The organism is Streptomyces sp. NPDC046465 (genome assembly GCF_040646035.1).
Lineage (GTDB): Bacteria > Actinomycetota > Actinomycetes > Streptomycetales > Streptomycetaceae > Streptomyces.
This window is the reverse complement of record NZ_JBEYZK010000003.1, coordinates 301,302-315,352: the sequence shown is the minus strand read 5'-3', so window position 1 is coordinate 315,352 and position 14,051 is coordinate 301,302. Positions and strand designations below refer to the sequence as shown.

The window sequence follows — 14,051 nt, the reverse complement described above, 5'->3', positions numbered from 1 at the left end:
CAGCGCCCCAACTCGGGGACGCCGCCGGGGCGTCAGAGCGAGGCGATCAAACCGGCCGCGTCAGGCAGCTCGGCAAGACTGAGAGGCGTACCCGAAACCCGGTCGCCCACGATCATGTAACGGCGATCCGAGTACACCTCGAACGCCAACGCCCCCCGACGGATACGACGGCCATGCTCCACCGCACCGCGGAACCATAGATGCAGGCCCTGGCCGGACCGGCCGCGCTCCATGTACGTCGGCGGCAACTGGTCCACGATCGCCTGAGCCCACGGAAGGACCCGGCCGCGCTCGACCGCGTGGTCCAGGTCGACGACGACGATGCCGTCGCCGGCCGTCAGTACGAAACCGAGGCCATCACCCGTCCGCGAGGCGGCCACTGCGGCAAAGTCGGACCAGGACGACGGGTCCGTCACCGAAGCGAAGCGGCCGTCAGTGCGCATCGGGATCTTGTCCTTGTGCCGCACCCAGCGAGAACAGGCGGTCAACTCGGCCGGGATACGGGCCTGCTGCTCGTCGGCTAGGGCCTCGTCGCGAGCGCGTTTACGGGCCCGAGCTGCGAGGACGCGGTGGGAGTCGGTGCAGTAGCGGCGGTCCGACCGGTGCATCACCGGCAGGTCCCCACCACAGTGCTCGCACCGCTTCCGCGTCCCTGACATGCATCCAGTCTACCGAGCCGAGTTAACGGCTACAGCTCCCTGACCTGGACAGTTATGGAGTCGAGACATCGGGGTGCGCGAGGCGCTTAGATCAAGCCTGACATCACCGCAGGTCAGCGCCCTGGAAACCCGGGGGCGTTGTCAGGTGCTATACGGCCCCGATCCCTGGAATTGCCTATAGGGGGGATATCCCCCCGGTTATCGAAGCGATCACTCGCGCCATTATCGCATGAATGCAGGAGTGAACTGCGCAGCATTATGGCGGCCATTCCAGACTGGAGTCACGCAGCTTTACGAGGCATCCTTCGCATTCGAATTTACCTGATTGAATTCAATGCGAAATTGAATACTAATTGGATTGCGAAAGGTTCTCGCTATTCGTGTCTGCTGTCCTGTCATCCCCGTCGCTGCTCCGCGCCCATGGCGCACGACGCCATGGTGGGGCGACCGGCACGGCCGAGGCAGGCGCACCCGGCCGGCCTCGGGGCGGCACGCCGGTCAGGCCACCCTGTGGGGCGGCGGTGCGCTCCTTCGTGGGGTGGTCTAGCGTCGCCGTCCGCCTCGCATGGCTTTCGCGTGCTGTGAGGTCCACATGCCTGTCGCTGCTTTGTGCCTTAGTGCGCAGTATCCGCGGGCTCGGCCTCCGAGGTACTTGGATACGGTCCTGACGCAGCGGTTGAAGTCGCCGCCTGCGCCCCATCTGATCTTGGCTGCGCCCTGTCCGGTGGTCCAGTAGTTCCGGAGGGTCTGAGCGTTCCCTCGTCGGCTGCGGTTGCCTCGTCCCTTGCTGGCCACGGTGGGTCACTCCTTGTGCAGCGTGGGCGTCTGGTCTTCGGGCTCCTGGTCGACGCGTTGGATGCTGGCGCCTTGCCCTGATGGGGTGGCGAAGCAGACGCCGTGGCTGTCGGTGAGGATGGCCCAGCTGCCCTGGAAGGTGAGGGTGAGGTCGTCGTCTTGGATCAGGGCGTCGTCTTTGCGCTGGTCCCTGGGGTGGATGATCAGGTATGCGGGCATGGTCACCCCTTCACAGGATTCCGGGGTGCTGCTCGGCGGGCCGCTTGCGTCCGGGCTTGGGGTTGGCGGCTTTGGCTGCGTGGCCTTCGGCGCTGCTCTTGTAGCGATGGCAGTGCGGCGGTACGCGGTCGTGGACCCAGTCGAGGTTCTCTGGACTGTGGTCGTCGCCGGGCGTCTTGTGGTCGAGGTAGTCGCCGCCCGGGAGTCCGCATAGGTGGCAGACGTGTTCGGGGTTGCGGGCGTGAGCGGCGGGTCGGATCTCGCTCGCCCAGTTCGAGGGGAGGCGGCTGCGCCTCGTGCTGCCCTGCCAGCCGCCGCTCACGGGTACGTTACGGTGCCGAGTTCCACGCCGTGTACGTCGAGGTAGGTGGCGGTCTCGATATGCACGGGGCGGCCGGTGGCGAACGTCAGGTCTGCGTCCATGGTGTGCGCTTCGGCGGGCGCTCCGGGCATGTCGACGGTGACGATGGTCAGGTATGCGTCGTCGGGGGCGGCAGTCCGGTTGATCTCGGTGGCCCCGAGCGCCTGAAAGGCTGTCTCGAAGAAGGGCAGCAGAGCCTCGGCTACGCGGATGTTTACGACGGTCATCAGTACTCCTCGGGGCTGCGTTCGGTGTCGCTTCGAGGCGCCCGTTTCCTGGGGTGGCTGAGGGTTTCGACGATCCGTGTGAGCGTCTTGTTCGTGCCTGCGGCCCAGTCCTGCACGTCCTTTTTGAACGCGTCGTCAGGTCCGACGGGTACGTCGTTGGCGGGGATGTCGATGGTGTCCGCGAAGACGAGGACGGCGCGGGCGCCGATCTGCTCGGCGAGTGACGGGCTGCCGAGACGCTTGATCGCTGTGGCGTAGGAGACGTCTTCTCCATCCGGCCCGTCCAGAGTGCTGGCAACGTCTTCGCTGGCTTGGTCGATGACGAGGATGAACGGCGTCTCGGTGGCGTCTCCGACGTGGACCATGGGGAGTTCGAGGATCTGGATGCGGGCCATCAGGCGTCACCTCGTCGGAGGTTCTCGCGGAGGATGTCGCCGATCTCCAGGAGTGCTTGGGCTATGGCGACGGTCGCGACGGCCTGGGCGTTGGTGGCGCGGGCCTGGATCTCTGCGCTGGCGACGTTGCCTGTAGGGATGGCGTTGAGGTGTGTCGCTGCCTGGCTGAGGGTGCTGGAGGCGAGTTCTCGGTAGCGGGGCAGGTTGGTAGCCATGGCGCGGGCTCCTGTGGGGTGGTCGGTTACGGCTTCCAGCGGGGGCCGCGTAGTGCGGCGGGCACGTCACTGGTGGTGATGGGCGGGGTGGCGTTGCCGAAGGTCTGATTCAGGAGCTTGCCGAACTCGACACTCAGCGCCTTGTCGTGGGCGATGCGCTGGAGCAGCCAGTCCGGGCTGTAGCCGACGAACGATCCGTGAACGTCGTAGAAGTTGTAGCCGTCGTCGCGTTCGGTTCGCTCGGCGCGATCCGCTCTGGGGACCGTTTTGACGTGGAAGCCGTCTACGCAGACCGTCATTCCGTCGTCGTCTTTGCTGAACGCGGGTTCGTAGTCCGCTGGCATCGTCGCGTCCTACCGGTCTCGCTTGGTCATGTTCACCGGCTGGCGCGTGAAGGCTTCGATCGCCTTCCATACGCCGTAGCCCACGATGACGAGCGGCCAGCCGACGCAGGTGACCAAGCCCATCGCGACGGCCATGATCTTGTCGTCAACGTCGGCGGGCTTGCCGCTCTTCGCCTGCTCGTGGCGTATGACGAGGACGGCTGTGACGAGCCAGCCGATCAGCCCGACGGCGATGTAGCCGACGATGATCTGCCAGGGCACATCGCCGCCGTTACCGTGATGGTTGCTGTGGACGGGGGTGAAGGTGGAGGCAGCCATGGGCGCGGGCCTTCCGTGGGGTCAGGTGGTGGGCGTTTCGGTACGGTGGATCCATGCCGCCGAGCAGTGAGGGGTCTACCGCATGAGCAGCGTGACCAGCTTGTTCGTCGTCGTCGGCGACAGCGACGACGGTCCGGCCGAGGATGTCGCTCCGAAGGTCGCCGATGCCATCGCCGATGTGATCCGCGAGACCACCGGGAAGCCCGACGCGATCGTCAGCGCCCCCGTCGTCTCCCTCGCTCGCGACGACTGGGATTCCCTTCAGGGCGGCACCAAGGCGGCGGGCGGCGCCGTGATCTGGGTCGGCTGGAACTATGCGCGCCCCGCCGAGCTGGAGGAGCGGCTGCAGGAGCTGGGCTTCCAGCACATCACGGTGTGGTCGCAGTACGAGTCCAACAACCTCGCGCCCCGCGTGACCAGCTGGTGATGGCGCATGTTCCGTAGGGTCAGCGTGTTCGTGGATACGCATCATGAGGCGCTCACGGCAGTGGTCGCAGCGTTGGGAGGTCGCCGTGTCGATCGCGGAGGTTGAGAGCATCTTCGCGGAGACGGGGTTCCGCTACACCTGCGCCAAGCCTCACGACGACGGTCGCGCGTGGGCAACAGTCGTCTTCACCGACCGTGACGTGGTGGAGCGGCTTGGCGCGATACACGACGCCAAGCAGCACGCCGAGGACGTCTAGCCGCCGAATGCTCTCGCTATGCCCTCTTCGAGTTCGACCTTGGGCTGGTACACGTCGAGCATCCGCTTCGGATCGCACACCCGGTGGTGGACGCCTTGGGGTGCGGTCGCGAGGTGCTTCAGTTTGGGCTGGTAGCCAGCCTCCGCCGTGACTAGCTGGGCGAGTTCATCGAATGATGTCGCCCGGCCCCAGCCGATGTTGATGGGCCCGGTGGCGTCTTGGTCGACGGCCGCGAGGGTGGCGCCGACGAGGTCGTCGATGTGGATCCAGTCGCGGGTGCTGCTGCCGTCGCCCCAGATCTCGAACGGATCCTGCCGCTCGCGGGCCCGGCGGATGAACGCGGGGAACGGATAACAGTCCGCCTGGTCCTCGCCGTAGCCCGACATCGGCCGCAGGATGTGGACGCGGCAGCCTTCAGCCTCGGCGTACTGGGCGAGTTGCTCCCCTGCCAGCTTGGCGAGGCCATACGTGGCGTCGGGCCGTCCGGGCTGCGCGTAGTCGATGTCCGTCTCGACGAGCCGGTGGATCGGACCCGGCTGCTGGAGCGCGACCGGATAGGCCGCCGACGAGCTGAAGAACACGGCTCGCGGGGTCTTCGTGCGGACGAGCCACCGGAAGTACCAAGCGTCCAACGCGAGGTTGGTGGCGACGCCGAGCGGTGAGCCGTCGATGCTGGCTCGGCCGCCGACGATCGCCGCGCAGTGAATCGCGAGGTCGAATCGGCTGTCGTCCTCGCGGAAGAAGTCAAGGGCGTCGTACAGGAACGGGTAGGCCAACTCGATGCCTGTGACCGTCCAGCCGCGCTCGACCATGGCCGACTCAAGGTGGCGGCCGACGAAGCCACGGTGACCGGTAAGGAGGACGCGCACGCCTACCCCCGTGGTTCGATCGGAGCGATGTCGGGTTCCCAGCCGGGCTCGGGGAATCGATGCAAGGCGTACTCGCCGTGGAACCACGCGCTGGCGGTGCCGTACAGCGTCCCGTTATTGAGCCAGTGGGCGTTCTCGTCGGGGCGGGGCTTCCACGGGGTGATGACGTCGGCGGCAGTCACGAGGTCTCCTGCCTGCTGGCCAGCCAGCGCCGGACGACCTGGTTGTGGCGGGCGTCGGCCAGCGCGTTGTGCTCGCCGGATTCCTGCTTGGGCAGGTCTTTCCAGGAGAGGCCCTGGCGCCGGGCTTCCTGCTGCACGTCGTTGGTGAACATGGGGACGCCCTCGGGGAGGTCGATCATGCGGCCCCACATCTGCGCGAGACAGACGTGGTCGTAGCTGCCGTAGTTCGCCCAGAGTTCAACGTCGGGGAGTTCGTCGGGATCGGTGCCGAGGATGAACGCCTGCACCTCATCGGCGATCTGCTGCATGGGCTTCACGGCCGGGTCGTGGTAGTTGAACAGCCACGACTTCGGCATGTGGAGGTTCCAGTCGCCACTCGGCTTCGGGAGGTGCGGGATGACGTTCTCCATCAGCCACTTGTGCTTCCGGATGCGGCGACGGAGGCGCCAACCTTTCCAGCCATGGGAGGCGAGGCGCGCGTTGACCGCGTAGTACGTTCGCCCGTCGTCGGCGACCATCCCGATGGAGATCGGTTCGATGGTCTTTCCGTCCTCCAGGAACTCCCAGTCGTAGTCCAGGGCGGTCATGCGGCCTCCTCGACGAGCTTCCGCAGCTTCACCAGGTCGGCTTCGAGGCCGCCGTTGTCGCGGTAGTCGTAGTAGGCGGCCGAGTCGGTAGCCACCTGGTCGGGGCTGTTGCATTCCTCGTAGCCCTGATCCACCTGCGCCTTGCCGTTGGCGGGGTGCAGGTGCTCGATCACCATGTCGTCGAGGTACGTGATCCGCCCCATGCCGCGACCCCACTCAACCCAGACCAGGTCGACGCAGAGATGCACCAGGGCCGGAGGTGCCATGTAGGACAGCGTCTCGACGATGTCCGACGTCATCGCCACGGCTGTCGCCATGGCCTCGCTCTGGAGCAGGTCGTTGCCGTAGACGATGCCGGGACCGCCCGACAGGCACTCCCGGATCCGCGCATCCCACGCCATCGCCGCCGGGCGCGGACGGTGGTCGTCGCCCATGAACGCGAGGAACCGGTAGGTCTTCGCCGCCTTGACCGCCTGCGCGTTCAGCGTGCCGACGAGGCGCCGCCGTTTGCCGAACGTGAACCGCACCCGCGAGTCCGCCTTGTACGCGGCGGCGTGCTGCTTGTACGCGGCCAACTCCGGATCATCCGTGTCGACGGCGAACAGCAGATCAGCGGTGGCGCCGGTGTCGTCCCACGCCTGCACGATCTCCGGGACGGCCTGCGGCCTGCCTCGGGTGGGGATGATGACGAGCAGGTCGTCGGGCATGGCGCGGGCTCCTAGTAGACGGTGAGGGTGCCGGTGCGGTGGATGGGGGTTTCGGAGCCGCCCGCGAACTTGATCCACACCTTGTAGTCGGCGGGCTCAAGGGTGGTGCTGCCCCCGTTGGGGCCGATGAGGATACGGGCGTGGGGGGCGAGCCACTCGCCGGTCAGCCAGTCCCCGGTTTCGGGCGTCACACCGTCGGCGAGGAACGCGAAGGCTGGCGGGACGGCGGGGTTGATCGACGCGCCGCCCGCCTTCGCTACGACGGTGACCTTGACGAACTCGGTGCTGAGGGCGGCTAGATCCACGGCTGGCTCACCGTCCATCCACTCTGCGGCCTGCCGACGTGGGTGGTGAGGTCGTCGCGGGCGGCGGCGTCGGTCTGCGCGCTGAGGCGGGTGTCGGCGGACAGGGTGGCGCTGAGGACGGCTGCTTGGGTGACAGCGGCGTCGAGGCTGCTTCCGGCTTCGAGGCTGGCGCCGAGGACCGCGGAGGGGGTGAGCCCGGCGGTGAGGGTGCCGTCGGAGGTGAGGCTGGCGGACAGGAAGTGCACGGCGGCTGAGGATGTTGCGGTGTTGAAGTTGTCGAACTCGGCGAAGTTCGTGGTGCCGTTGTTGCGGTAGCTCTGCAGCTCGACGGCGACCGCGTTGACGCTGCTGGTCACCCAGGCTGGGGTCGAGATGGAGCGCCGGTTCGTCCAGGAGGACCCGTCGGTGGAGGTGTCCCAGAAGAGGGTGCCGCCGGTTTCGCGGATGCGGAGCCAGGCGTGGGTGGTGGAGTTGTAGGTGAGGGAGGTCGCCGAGCCGTCGGTGTAGGCGACGTTGTTTTCGAAGCGGATCGTTCCCGCAACGGTGTTGATGTTGATGGCGAGGTAGGTTCCCGCCGTCGCCTGGATGATGTTGAAGGCGGTCTGGGCTTCGACAGTGGCGCTGTTCGACGCAGCGGCGACGGGGAGCTGGACGTAGGCGCTGCTGCCTGCCAGCGTCCAGGCCTTGGCGGTCTGGTAGCCGGAGTACTGGCCTGCCACGCACGGAAGCCGCGCCCGGCCGCCCGTCTCCAGGGCGCCGCCGTAGCTGTTGCCCCAGTCGGGCCCGATGATGTTGTCGTTGAAGGTGTCAACGAGTGTGCCGATCAGGGCCATTGCCGCCCCCGATCACGCCAGGGAGACGGCGAGGGCGCCTGCGGGGAAACGGCACTCATCGCCGGAGGCGAGGGTGCGGGGGGTGGTGAGGGCCCCGTACCACCAGCGGATGGGGGTGCCTGCGCTGTCCCAGATTTCAACGCCGACGATCGTCCCGGCGGGCATTCCGGTCCAGACGATGTCCGCACTGTTAGAGGTGGCGCCGGATGAGGAGGCGCCGACTGCGAGGTTCTTCCGTGCATAAGAGCCGCCGGTCGACTCGGTGCCCGCCGCCGAGTCGGAGCCGTTGGCGGTGACCAGGGCGACCTTCAGCGGCAGCGTCGGCGCGGTGGTCGATGTCCCCATGAGCCAGTCGAGGGCCCGGTTTTCCGCGGTGTTCGAGAGTGCGTCGGCCATGCCGCCTGCCCTCCTTCCAGATCAGGTGACGCCGAGGTGCCCGGCGTTGCGGGTGATGTTCTCGGCGCCGGGAGGATCGACGGACACCCAGACTCGGTAGTCGCCGCGGGCGAGGACGAGTTCGCTGCCGGGACCGATGAGGACGCGGGCCTCGCCGCCCACCCAGTCGGCTGTCTGCCACTCGTCGCCGGACGGGTTGTCGCGGTGCGCTACGGCAGCGACCTTCACCGGGGCTGCGGTGAGGTCGACGCCGTCATGCGCGTCCACCGGGATGTACAGGTACTCGGTGCTGCTGGCGGGGATCTGCACACGCACCACCCCCGGTCACAGATGCGGCGGGAGCACGGTCCACGCGGGTGTGTGCGGCTCCCCGGCCGACCAGAGGCTGTGGGGTGCTCCGACGGTGATGTCGATGTCGTCGTGGGTGGAGAGCGTCGTGCCGCTGGCCGTGAGCGTGGCGGTTGCGCTGAGCGCGGCGCCGGCGGCGGTTGCTGTCGCTCCTGCGGCGGTGAGCGTCGCTGTGGCGGCCAGGGCGGCCCCTGCGGCTGTCTTGCGGTCTCCGGTTGCGGAGAGGGTGCCTGTCGCCGTGAGGGTGGCGTTGCCGAGGACGGGTGGCGTGCCCGTGACCCCGTCCGCGGTGAGCGTGGCGGTGGCTGTCAGGGTGGCGGTGCTGTGGTGGTCGACCTGCCCCTGTGTGGTGAGGAGGGCCGTGGCGGCCAGGCTTGTGTCGGCCTGTGCTTGGCGTGTTCCGCTCGCGGTGAGGTTGATGGTGGTGTCGAGCGCGGCCTGCCCGGTTCGGCCCACCTGTGCGGTGGCCGCCAGGGCCGCGGTGGCGGCCAGGTCCGTCGTGGTGGTGGCGCCGCGTAGTCCGGTCGCCGTGAGGTCTGCTGTGGCCGTGAGTGCGGTGTCGCCGACGACCGTGATCTGTCCGGTGGCGGCGAGGGTTGCCGTCGCGGTAAGAGCTGCCGCCCCGGTGGTGCCCCGGGTTCCGTTCGCTGTCAGGTTGGCTGCGGGCGCCAGGGCGGCGTCTCCGGTCGTGGCCCGTATTCCGTCTGCGGTCAGGGTTGACGTGGCCGCGAGGGCCGCGTTGCCCGCGGTTGCGCGGATGCCGGATGTCGTCAGGGTGGCGGTGGGGGCGATGGCGGCGGAGCCGGCGGTGGCCCGGAGTCCCGACGCGGTCAGGGTGGCGGCGCCTGAGAGGGCTGCGTCGCCTGTGGTGCCGGTGGTGACGTCCGCGCCGGTGAAGTCGTCGAAGCGGAGTGCGCTGACGGATTCGGCGCGGAGGCCGACGCTCGTGCCGGTGGCGACGTTGGTGTCGGTGACCGAGACGCGCTGGACCCCGCCGACGAAGCCTTTGATCGTCGAGCCGACGGCCTGAACCTTCGCCACATCGCCGTTGACCGCGGCTGCGGCGTAGCTGCCGATGCTGATGAAGGAGCCGCCGACGACGGCGAAGAGGGTCCACGAGGAGCCGTCGTTGCGCCACAGGTAGCCGCTGGTGAGGTTGGTGTTGCCGCGGCACCAGACGCCGTGGCTGACGGCTGCCGTGACGGCGATCGTCACCTGGGCGGAGTTGTCGTTGCTGGCCAGCGCCCCGGCCGCACGCAGGATGATCGTGCCGCCTGCGGATCCCGACGACAGGCGGTTGGAGACGATCGACCAGGTGCCGGAGACCTGCACCCATCCAGCGCCCAAGTTCGTGCTGTCGGCGCGGTTGAAGTCGTCGGTGAAGGTCGTCACGGCGCCCTCCGCGTCAGGGCGTCACGCAGCCTGTGGCGTCAATGCCGCCGTGAGCGTGGCGAGCGTGAATGTATCGGCGGAGGCCCACGCCTTCGAGGCTGTCAGCGCCACGGACCCCAGGAATGTCCCGGACGTCGACGCGGTCCACACCGAGATGTGGGTGAGGGTCTCTGACGTGCCGCCGTTCGTCCACGCCGATGGCGGAGTGCCCAGCGACAGGGCGGACCCTGACGACGAACTGGAGAAGATGAAGGTGTTGCGGGTCGTGGAACCGACGCTCACGTTGGAGGTGCCTGCCGCGCCGGGGTCTCCGGTATGGAGCTGTACGAATGTGCCGGCCACTGCGCTGTACGCGGCGCCGCCGTTACCCGTGGTGCGCAAGGTGTTGAGCCATCCACTGACGAGGCTGGGGGCGAGTCCTGCGGTCACTGGTCGCCCTCCTCGGGCTCCGGGGTGTCGGCATCAGGGTCGGGTGGGGCGGGGGTGACCTCGCCGGAGGCCTCCAGCCGCAGCACGTACTCAGTGGGCATGACGGCCTCTTTCAGCTCCAGGTCCAGGCTTTGACGTAGGCGATATCCATCTGCGCAGCCGAATTCGGCTGCGCCTGGTCCTCGTTGAGCGCGGCTTCGTTCTGGATGATCCAGCTCATGGGCTTGTCGGGGATGCCGCGGGTGGAGTGGCCGATGAGGCGGCCGTCGAGGTAGTAGCGGACTTCGCCGGGCTTCCACTCGATCACCGAGGTCCGCCATGACGTCCAGGACTGCCTGGTGTCGAAGGCGTCCTGCTCGCCGCCGCCCTTGGGGTGGGTGAAGGCGTGGATGGTCTCGGTCCACTCGAGTTCGGGGTAGTCGATTTCGCAGTTGGGGCAGGTCGCGTCGACGACGGGCCACAGCAGGTGCGCGCTCTTGTATCCGACGGCGACCTTGGAGACCCGGAAGCGTTCCTCATACCTGCCGTGCTTCTGGCCCCACAGCTTCTTCGGTACGACGGCGGCGGAGTGGATGGGCCCGGAGGGGCCGCGCCACATGCGGATGTGCATCTGTCCGCCCGAGATCCACACCGTGGACGCCGGGTCGTAGATGCCGCCGACCGGATACCGGCGCTGCGTGGCGGTGTCGGGCCAGCCCTTCGGGTACGCCCACCAGTTCGCCCGCACACTGCCCGACAGCCCGCCGCAGTAAGCCTTCGGCGTGTCGACGTAGTGGCCGCAGTCCGTGAACCGGCCCTTGCCCACCGGGGTGTTGAACGCGTCGGAGAACTTCAGGCGCCAGGTTGGGGCGGCTTCAGCGGCCGGTGCGACAACGCTCGCGCCGAGGAACCCGGCGGCTACGCCGAGCACGGTCAGAGCACGCCTCATCCCGTCACCTCCTCCACGAAAGGGGTCCCGCAGCCTGGGGCGGGGTGGGGCGCTGGGCCAGGCTGCGGGGCGGCGGGGCGTATGAGCGGCCGCCCTGGGTTTGGTGTCCGCCCGGCCCCCACGGCCGGGCGGACAGCGAGGGCCGAGCGCTGGGGGCGCTACAAGGCCCGCCTGCGCGACCACCAGCGCAGGGGATTTCAGGCGGCGAGCAGGGCCGTCTCGATGACGGGCGGAGTGCCGCCGGGCTCGATGAGCGCGAGCGTGTCCTTGTCGCGGATCGCTTCGGGGATCTCGTCCATGTCGTAGAGGACCCCGTTCTTTCGACGCCAGCGGTCTTGGTGTCGAGTGAGCCGGCCTTCGGCGGCCCAGCGGCGGATGGTCGCTTCGGGGCGTCCGGCGACGTGTGCTGCGAGGTCTACGGGGATGAGGAGTCCGGGCATTCGTCCACCCCCGAGCATGCAAGAAGGGCCGCCTTCCCGGCGGCCCCTCAAGTCACAACTAACGCATCTTGAGACCAAGATATGCTCGCCCTGCTCAGAGGGCAAGTAGTTCAACTCTGGAGCTCTTGCGCCACTCCCCCAGAGAGACGCACGTAGATGCGGCCCGCCTGGACGATGACGCTCGCGCTCCTACTCGCCGACATCTCCGCCCTCCGGGTAGTCGACATGGGCCGTCCCGTCCTCGTCGCCCGCGTGGTCGGCGTAGGCGGGTCCGGTTGCTATGCCGGGGAAGTGGTGGCTGCGGATGTAGGCGATGGCCAGGGCCGCGTTGTCCCGTCTCGGCCTGGAGGTGGTGAAGTCGCCGCGCTCGGCGGGGATGAATTGCCTCCGCCCCTCGGGCGGGAAGGCCTGCTGCTCTTCGGTCTGCTCGCTCATGCTGCGGCTCCCGCCTGTCGGTGCTGCTCGGTTACAGCTTCCTGCGCGGCCCGCAGTTGGCGCCACTCCCCCAGCGTCTCCCACCGTGACCCGCACGCCAGGCAGCGGACGCGGTGGGATGCGGCGGATGCGGTGAGCGGCTGCCCACACAGGCTGTCGTCGTAGCGGGCCGGACACAAGCCGATCTGGACACGGCCGGGACGCCGTTCGTCGTCGACGATGGCCTTGCACTTGCTGTGGAGCTTGCGGAGGTCGTCGATGTCCTGGCCGACGGATTCGTAGGCGTCGGCAGCCCACGGCAAGTTGTTGATCAGGAAACGGGCGTGCTCGGGGACGGCTTGCGCCGGGGAGCCGCGCCAGGATGCGACGGTCCATCCGAGAGCCTTCCGCCATGAGTCCTCGATCGCCGACAGCCGGGCCGCGACGCCCCCGGGGCCGACGAGTGCGAGGACTTCCATGCGGGGCGGGATCGGCGGGTTCTTCGAACCGCCGCCCCCGCCGCCTATTCGTCGCGCACCCCGCATCAGGGACGCGGTCGTGTCCAGTCGCCGGAAGAGGTTGGGGAGGTCGGCGAGTCGCTTGCTCGTGGCGTCCTCGCAGGGCCTGCAAGCCCGTCTGCCGGTCTCGCTGACCCAAAGCTGCCGTCTGCAGCCGGGGGTTACGCAGACAGGCCACACATAGTCGTCCAGGTCATTGGGGTAGTCGTGCACGGCAGGCTCCTCGGGTGGCACGGGGAAGCAGGGGGTGCGTTGAGCCAATGATGCACGACGGGTTGACAACGCTGGCCCGATGACGAGCTGGGGCCCCGGTGGCGGACGGTCACTCGTCCTTGCTCGGCGGCGGCCCGAGGCGCAGGAAGAGGTCAGCGAGTCCCGCTTCGACATCGAAGCCGATGTCGCGGACCGATCGCTCATGACCTATGCGCAGCATGATGTCGGTGACCTCGTCCTCGCACGGTTCACAACGCCACGGTGTGCGCGGCATGTTGTAGAGAAACGGCTTCCCCGTGGGGTTTCCGCACCGGTCGCAGTCCGGGCTCTTCGGTGTCGTCAGACGTCGCCACAGCTTCCTCATGCCCAGTCCTCGTCTCGGTCATAGCGGTCACCCCAGTCGCGGGCCAGCAAGGCGACTGGCGGAGGTGCGCCGGTCACTGCGGGGCCTTCGTTCCGCTGACGTAGCAGCGGCACGGCTCGTCCGGCTGGCACGAGTGAAAGACGTCGCGCTTCGCCTGCCAGTCCATCGGCTTATCGCCCTGCTCTTGCTGCTGGCCGCACCGGCAGTAGCTGCGGTCGCCCGACGGGTCGTAGGTGATGAAGGGGTGCCCGCGATCGGTACACCACTGCACCGTTTCTCCCAGGGCCATCACGGCCTCCCGTCCGTCGCGTCGAGGTCGGCCCGGACGGCCTCGTTCCGGCGGTCGGCGTCGGCTTGCGCTGCCCGGCCGGTGGAGGTCATGTCGCAGTCGAGCTGGCTGACGTTGTCGTGGACGACAAAGCTGCGCGGGCCGAGTTCCCTCACTCTGTACCGGTGGCCGCCCGGCGGCTGGGGTCGGTTCTCGTCGAGCAGGCGGTCGACGAGGGTGCGGGCGAGCTCGGCGTTGCCGTCGTAGTAGACGGCCAGGGCGTGCTCGATGACGGGGCGGATGCTGCGCGAAGCGGCCTCGTCACGGGCGGACTCACGATCCTTGTTGTCGATGATGTCGGGCATGGCGTTCTCCTTACGCGTCGAAGGCAGCGGGGTGGGCAACGGTGACGTGGTGTCAGCGGTAGGTTTGGGCGAGGGCCCAGCGGTAGCCGCCGTGTTCGTCGGGCATCTCGGAGCGCCATACGTCGCTCCGCTCCGGCAGCGTCCGGAAGATGTAGACGTGCTCGCCGATTACGCGCTGGGTCGACACCGGGTCGTAGTGCACGCCACAACTGCGCCGCCCCAGGGAGAGTCCGCCGACCGTGTTGATGGGCATGATGAGTTTCAGGTTCATGGATTG

General features: G+C 68.2%; 28 protein-coding genes. 2 read left to right on the top strand and 26 right to left on the bottom strand.

Annotated features, from left to right (window positions below):
• Positions 1-32: 32 nt before the first annotated feature.
• The 8 genes from ABZ953_RS06980 to ABZ953_RS06945 all read right to left on the bottom strand — a co-directional run bounded on the left by ABZ953_RS06980 (position 33) and on the right by ABZ953_RS06945 (position 3,533).
• Positions 33-659: a bifunctional DNA primase/polymerase gene (locus ABZ953_RS06980; RefSeq protein ID WP_361717943.1), complete on the bottom strand. Its 627-nt coding sequence runs from the start codon at positions 657-659 to the stop codon at positions 33-35.
• An 801-nt stretch (positions 660-1,460) separates the two neighbouring features.
• Positions 1,461-1,673, bottom strand: coding sequence for a hypothetical protein (locus ABZ953_RS06975; protein ID WP_361717940.1), 213 nt, complete (start codon positions 1,671-1,673; stop codon positions 1,461-1,463).
• Positions 1,674-1,683: 10 nt separating this feature from the next.
• Entirely contained in the window at positions 1,684-1,995 is a 312-nt protein-coding gene (locus tag ABZ953_RS06970; RefSeq protein ID WP_361717938.1) for an HNH endonuclease, read from the bottom strand.
• Complete coding sequence (locus ABZ953_RS06965; RefSeq protein WP_361717935.1) at positions 1,992-2,261, bottom strand: hypothetical protein; 270 nt, start codon at positions 2,259-2,261, stop codon at positions 1,992-1,994. The genes ABZ953_RS06970 and ABZ953_RS06965 overlap by 4 nt, the downstream gene beginning before the upstream one ends.
• On the bottom strand, positions 2,261-2,656 hold the full coding sequence (locus ABZ953_RS06960) for a hypothetical protein (protein WP_361717933.1): 396 nt from the start codon (positions 2,654-2,656) through the stop codon (positions 2,261-2,263). Before ABZ953_RS06960 ends, ABZ953_RS06965 begins: the two co-directional genes overlap by 1 nt.
• Positions 2,656-2,871, bottom strand: coding sequence for a hypothetical protein (locus tag ABZ953_RS06955; RefSeq protein WP_361717930.1), 216 nt, complete (start codon positions 2,869-2,871; stop codon positions 2,656-2,658). The genes ABZ953_RS06960 and ABZ953_RS06955 overlap by 1 nt, the downstream gene beginning before the upstream one ends.
• A gap of 26 nt (positions 2,872-2,897) precedes the next feature.
• Positions 2,898-3,215, bottom strand: a complete 318-nt coding sequence (locus ABZ953_RS06950) for a hypothetical protein (protein ID WP_361717927.1) — start codon at positions 3,213-3,215, stop codon at positions 2,898-2,900.
• A gap of 9 nt (positions 3,216-3,224) precedes the next feature.
• Positions 3,225-3,533 (bottom strand): hypothetical protein, encoded by a 309-nt coding sequence (locus ABZ953_RS06945; RefSeq protein WP_361717924.1) that lies wholly within the window; start codon positions 3,531-3,533, stop codon positions 3,225-3,227.
• An 82-nt stretch (positions 3,534-3,615) separates the two neighbouring features.
• Between ABZ953_RS06945 and ABZ953_RS06940 the strand changes: the two genes are divergently transcribed.
• A complete protein-coding gene (locus ABZ953_RS06940) occupies positions 3,616-3,960 on the top strand; it encodes a hypothetical protein (protein WP_361717921.1) in 345 nt (114 codons plus the stop codon).
• Between the two features lie 85 nt (positions 3,961-4,045).
• Positions 4,046-4,216: a hypothetical protein gene (locus tag ABZ953_RS06935; RefSeq protein WP_361717918.1), complete on the top strand. Its 171-nt coding sequence runs from the start codon at positions 4,046-4,048 to the stop codon at positions 4,214-4,216.
• On the opposite strand, the gene ABZ953_RS06930 is transcribed toward ABZ953_RS06935, so the two are convergent.
• The 18 genes from ABZ953_RS06930 to ABZ953_RS06845 all read right to left on the bottom strand — a co-directional run bounded on the left by ABZ953_RS06930 (position 4,213) and on the right by ABZ953_RS06845 (position 14,045).
• Entirely contained in the window at positions 4,213-5,085 is an 873-nt protein-coding gene (locus ABZ953_RS06930) for an NAD-dependent epimerase/dehydratase family protein (protein WP_361717915.1), read from the bottom strand. The two genes, ABZ953_RS06935 and ABZ953_RS06930, sit on opposite strands and share 4 nt — an antisense overlap.
• Positions 5,086-5,087: 2 nt before the next feature.
• Positions 5,088-5,267, bottom strand: a complete 180-nt coding sequence (locus ABZ953_RS06925) for a hypothetical protein (RefSeq protein WP_361717912.1) — start codon at positions 5,265-5,267, stop codon at positions 5,088-5,090.
• The gene (locus ABZ953_RS06920) at positions 5,264-5,854 is read right to left on the bottom strand and encodes a 3'-5' exoribonuclease (protein ID WP_361717909.1); all 591 of its coding nucleotides are present in this window, start codon (positions 5,852-5,854) and stop codon (positions 5,264-5,266) included. The genes ABZ953_RS06925 and ABZ953_RS06920 overlap by 4 nt, the downstream gene beginning before the upstream one ends.
• Positions 5,851-6,561 carry a hypothetical protein gene (locus tag ABZ953_RS06915; protein ID WP_361717907.1) on the bottom strand — a complete coding sequence of 237 codons (711 nt, stop codon included), beginning with the start codon at positions 6,559-6,561 and terminating at the stop codon, positions 5,851-5,853. The genes ABZ953_RS06920 and ABZ953_RS06915 overlap by 4 nt, the downstream gene beginning before the upstream one ends.
• A gap of 11 nt (positions 6,562-6,572) precedes the next feature.
• Positions 6,573-6,866 (bottom strand): hypothetical protein, encoded by a 294-nt coding sequence (locus tag ABZ953_RS06910; RefSeq protein WP_361717904.1) that lies wholly within the window; start codon positions 6,864-6,866, stop codon positions 6,573-6,575.
• A complete protein-coding gene (locus ABZ953_RS06905) occupies positions 6,857-7,699 on the bottom strand; it encodes a hypothetical protein (protein ID WP_361717901.1) in 843 nt (280 codons plus the stop codon). The genes ABZ953_RS06910 and ABZ953_RS06905 overlap by 10 nt, the downstream gene beginning before the upstream one ends.
• A gap of 12 nt (positions 7,700-7,711) precedes the next feature.
• Positions 7,712-8,095, bottom strand: a complete 384-nt coding sequence (locus tag ABZ953_RS06900; RefSeq protein ID WP_361717898.1) for a hypothetical protein — start codon at positions 8,093-8,095, stop codon at positions 7,712-7,714.
• A gap of 21 nt (positions 8,096-8,116) precedes the next feature.
• Positions 8,117-8,404 carry a hypothetical protein gene (locus tag ABZ953_RS06895; RefSeq protein WP_361717895.1) on the bottom strand — a complete coding sequence of 96 codons (288 nt, stop codon included), beginning with the start codon at positions 8,402-8,404 and terminating at the stop codon, positions 8,117-8,119.
• 15 nt (positions 8,405-8,419) lie between these two features.
• Complete coding sequence (locus tag ABZ953_RS06890; RefSeq protein ID WP_361717892.1) at positions 8,420-9,835, bottom strand: hypothetical protein; 1,416 nt, start codon at positions 9,833-9,835, stop codon at positions 8,420-8,422.
• Between the two features lie 21 nt (positions 9,836-9,856).
• Positions 9,857-10,264 (bottom strand): hypothetical protein, encoded by a 408-nt coding sequence (locus ABZ953_RS06885; RefSeq protein ID WP_361717890.1) that lies wholly within the window; start codon positions 10,262-10,264, stop codon positions 9,857-9,859.
• A gap of 112 nt (positions 10,265-10,376) precedes the next feature.
• On the bottom strand, positions 10,377-11,192 hold the full coding sequence (locus tag ABZ953_RS06880) for a glycoside hydrolase family 16 protein (RefSeq protein WP_361717887.1): 816 nt from the start codon (positions 11,190-11,192) through the stop codon (positions 10,377-10,379).
• A 197-nt stretch (positions 11,193-11,389) separates the two neighbouring features.
• Positions 11,390-11,632, bottom strand: a complete 243-nt coding sequence (locus ABZ953_RS06875; RefSeq protein WP_361717884.1) for a DNA-binding protein — start codon at positions 11,630-11,632, stop codon at positions 11,390-11,392.
• Positions 11,633-11,821: 189 nt separating this feature from the next.
• Positions 11,822-12,067 (bottom strand): hypothetical protein, encoded by a 246-nt coding sequence (locus tag ABZ953_RS06870; RefSeq protein ID WP_361717882.1) that lies wholly within the window; start codon positions 12,065-12,067, stop codon positions 11,822-11,824.
• Positions 12,064-12,777, bottom strand: coding sequence for a hypothetical protein (locus ABZ953_RS06865; RefSeq protein WP_361717879.1), 714 nt, complete (start codon positions 12,775-12,777; stop codon positions 12,064-12,066). The genes ABZ953_RS06870 and ABZ953_RS06865 overlap by 4 nt, the downstream gene beginning before the upstream one ends.
• A gap of 109 nt (positions 12,778-12,886) precedes the next feature.
• A complete protein-coding gene (locus ABZ953_RS06860) occupies positions 12,887-13,141 on the bottom strand; it encodes a hypothetical protein (protein ID WP_361717876.1) in 255 nt (84 codons plus the stop codon).
• A gap of 73 nt (positions 13,142-13,214) precedes the next feature.
• On the bottom strand, positions 13,215-13,430 hold the full coding sequence (locus tag ABZ953_RS06855; protein WP_361717873.1) for a hypothetical protein: 216 nt from the start codon (positions 13,428-13,430) through the stop codon (positions 13,215-13,217).
• Positions 13,430-13,774 (bottom strand): hypothetical protein, encoded by a 345-nt coding sequence (locus tag ABZ953_RS06850; protein ID WP_361717872.1) that lies wholly within the window; start codon positions 13,772-13,774, stop codon positions 13,430-13,432. Before ABZ953_RS06850 ends, ABZ953_RS06855 begins: the two co-directional genes overlap by 1 nt.
• A gap of 52 nt (positions 13,775-13,826) precedes the next feature.
• A complete protein-coding gene (locus ABZ953_RS06845; protein WP_361717870.1) occupies positions 13,827-14,045 on the bottom strand; it encodes a hypothetical protein in 219 nt (72 codons plus the stop codon).
• Positions 14,046-14,051 lie beyond the last annotated feature (6 nt).

Excerpts from the sequence above, each read along its gene's own strand:
- ABZ953_RS06980 (WP_361717943.1), bottom strand. The coding sequence starts at position 659 with ATGTCAGGGACGCGGAAGCGGTGCGAGCACTGTGGTGGGGACCTGCCG.
- ABZ953_RS06975 (WP_361717940.1), bottom strand. The coding sequence starts at position 1,673 with ATGCCCGCATACCTGATCATCCACCCCAGGGACCAGCGCAAAGACGAC.
- ABZ953_RS06965 (WP_361717935.1), bottom strand. The coding sequence starts at position 2,261 with ATGACCGTCGTAAACATCCGCGTAGCCGAGGCTCTGCTGCCCTTCTTC.
- ABZ953_RS06960 (WP_361717933.1), bottom strand. The coding sequence starts at position 2,656 with ATGGCCCGCATCCAGATCCTCGAACTCCCCATGGTCCACGTCGGAGAC.
- ABZ953_RS06955 (WP_361717930.1), bottom strand. The coding sequence starts at position 2,871 with ATGGCTACCAACCTGCCCCGCTACCGAGAACTCGCCTCCAGCACCCTC.
- ABZ953_RS06950 (WP_361717927.1), bottom strand. The coding sequence starts at position 3,215 with ATGCCAGCGGACTACGAACCCGCGTTCAGCAAAGACGACGACGGAATG.
- ABZ953_RS06945 (WP_361717924.1), bottom strand. The coding sequence starts at position 3,533 with ATGGCTGCCTCCACCTTCACCCCCGTCCACAGCAACCATCACGGTAAC.
- ABZ953_RS06940 (WP_361717921.1), top strand. The coding sequence starts at position 3,616 with ATGAGCAGCGTGACCAGCTTGTTCGTCGTCGTCGGCGACAGCGACGAC.
- ABZ953_RS06920 (WP_361717909.1), bottom strand. The coding sequence starts at position 5,854 with ATGACCGCCCTGGACTACGACTGGGAGTTCCTGGAGGACGGAAAGACC.
- ABZ953_RS06915 (WP_361717907.1), bottom strand. The coding sequence starts at position 6,561 with ATGCCCGACGACCTGCTCGTCATCATCCCCACCCGAGGCAGGCCGCAG.
- ABZ953_RS06905 (WP_361717901.1), bottom strand. The coding sequence starts at position 7,699 with ATGGCCCTGATCGGCACACTCGTTGACACCTTCAACGACAACATCATC.
- ABZ953_RS06900 (WP_361717898.1), bottom strand. The coding sequence starts at position 8,095 with ATGGCCGACGCACTCTCGAACACCGCGGAAAACCGGGCCCTCGACTGG.
- ABZ953_RS06880 (WP_361717887.1), bottom strand. The coding sequence starts at position 11,192 with ATGAGGCGTGCTCTGACCGTGCTCGGCGTAGCCGCCGGGTTCCTCGGC.
- ABZ953_RS06875 (WP_361717884.1), bottom strand. The coding sequence starts at position 11,632 with ATGCCCGGACTCCTCATCCCCGTAGACCTCGCAGCACACGTCGCCGGA.
- ABZ953_RS06870 (WP_361717882.1), bottom strand. The coding sequence starts at position 12,067 with ATGAGCGAGCAGACCGAAGAGCAGCAGGCCTTCCCGCCCGAGGGGCGG.
- ABZ953_RS06860 (WP_361717876.1), bottom strand. The coding sequence starts at position 13,141 with ATGAGGAAGCTGTGGCGACGTCTGACGACACCGAAGAGCCCGGACTGC.
- ABZ953_RS06855 (WP_361717873.1), bottom strand. The coding sequence starts at position 13,430 with ATGGCCCTGGGAGAAACGGTGCAGTGGTGTACCGATCGCGGGCACCCC.
- ABZ953_RS06850 (WP_361717872.1), bottom strand. The coding sequence starts at position 13,774 with ATGCCCGACATCATCGACAACAAGGATCGTGAGTCCGCCCGTGACGAG.
- ABZ953_RS06845 (WP_361717870.1), bottom strand. The coding sequence starts at position 14,045 with ATGAACCTGAAACTCATCATGCCCATCAACACGGTCGGCGGACTCTCC.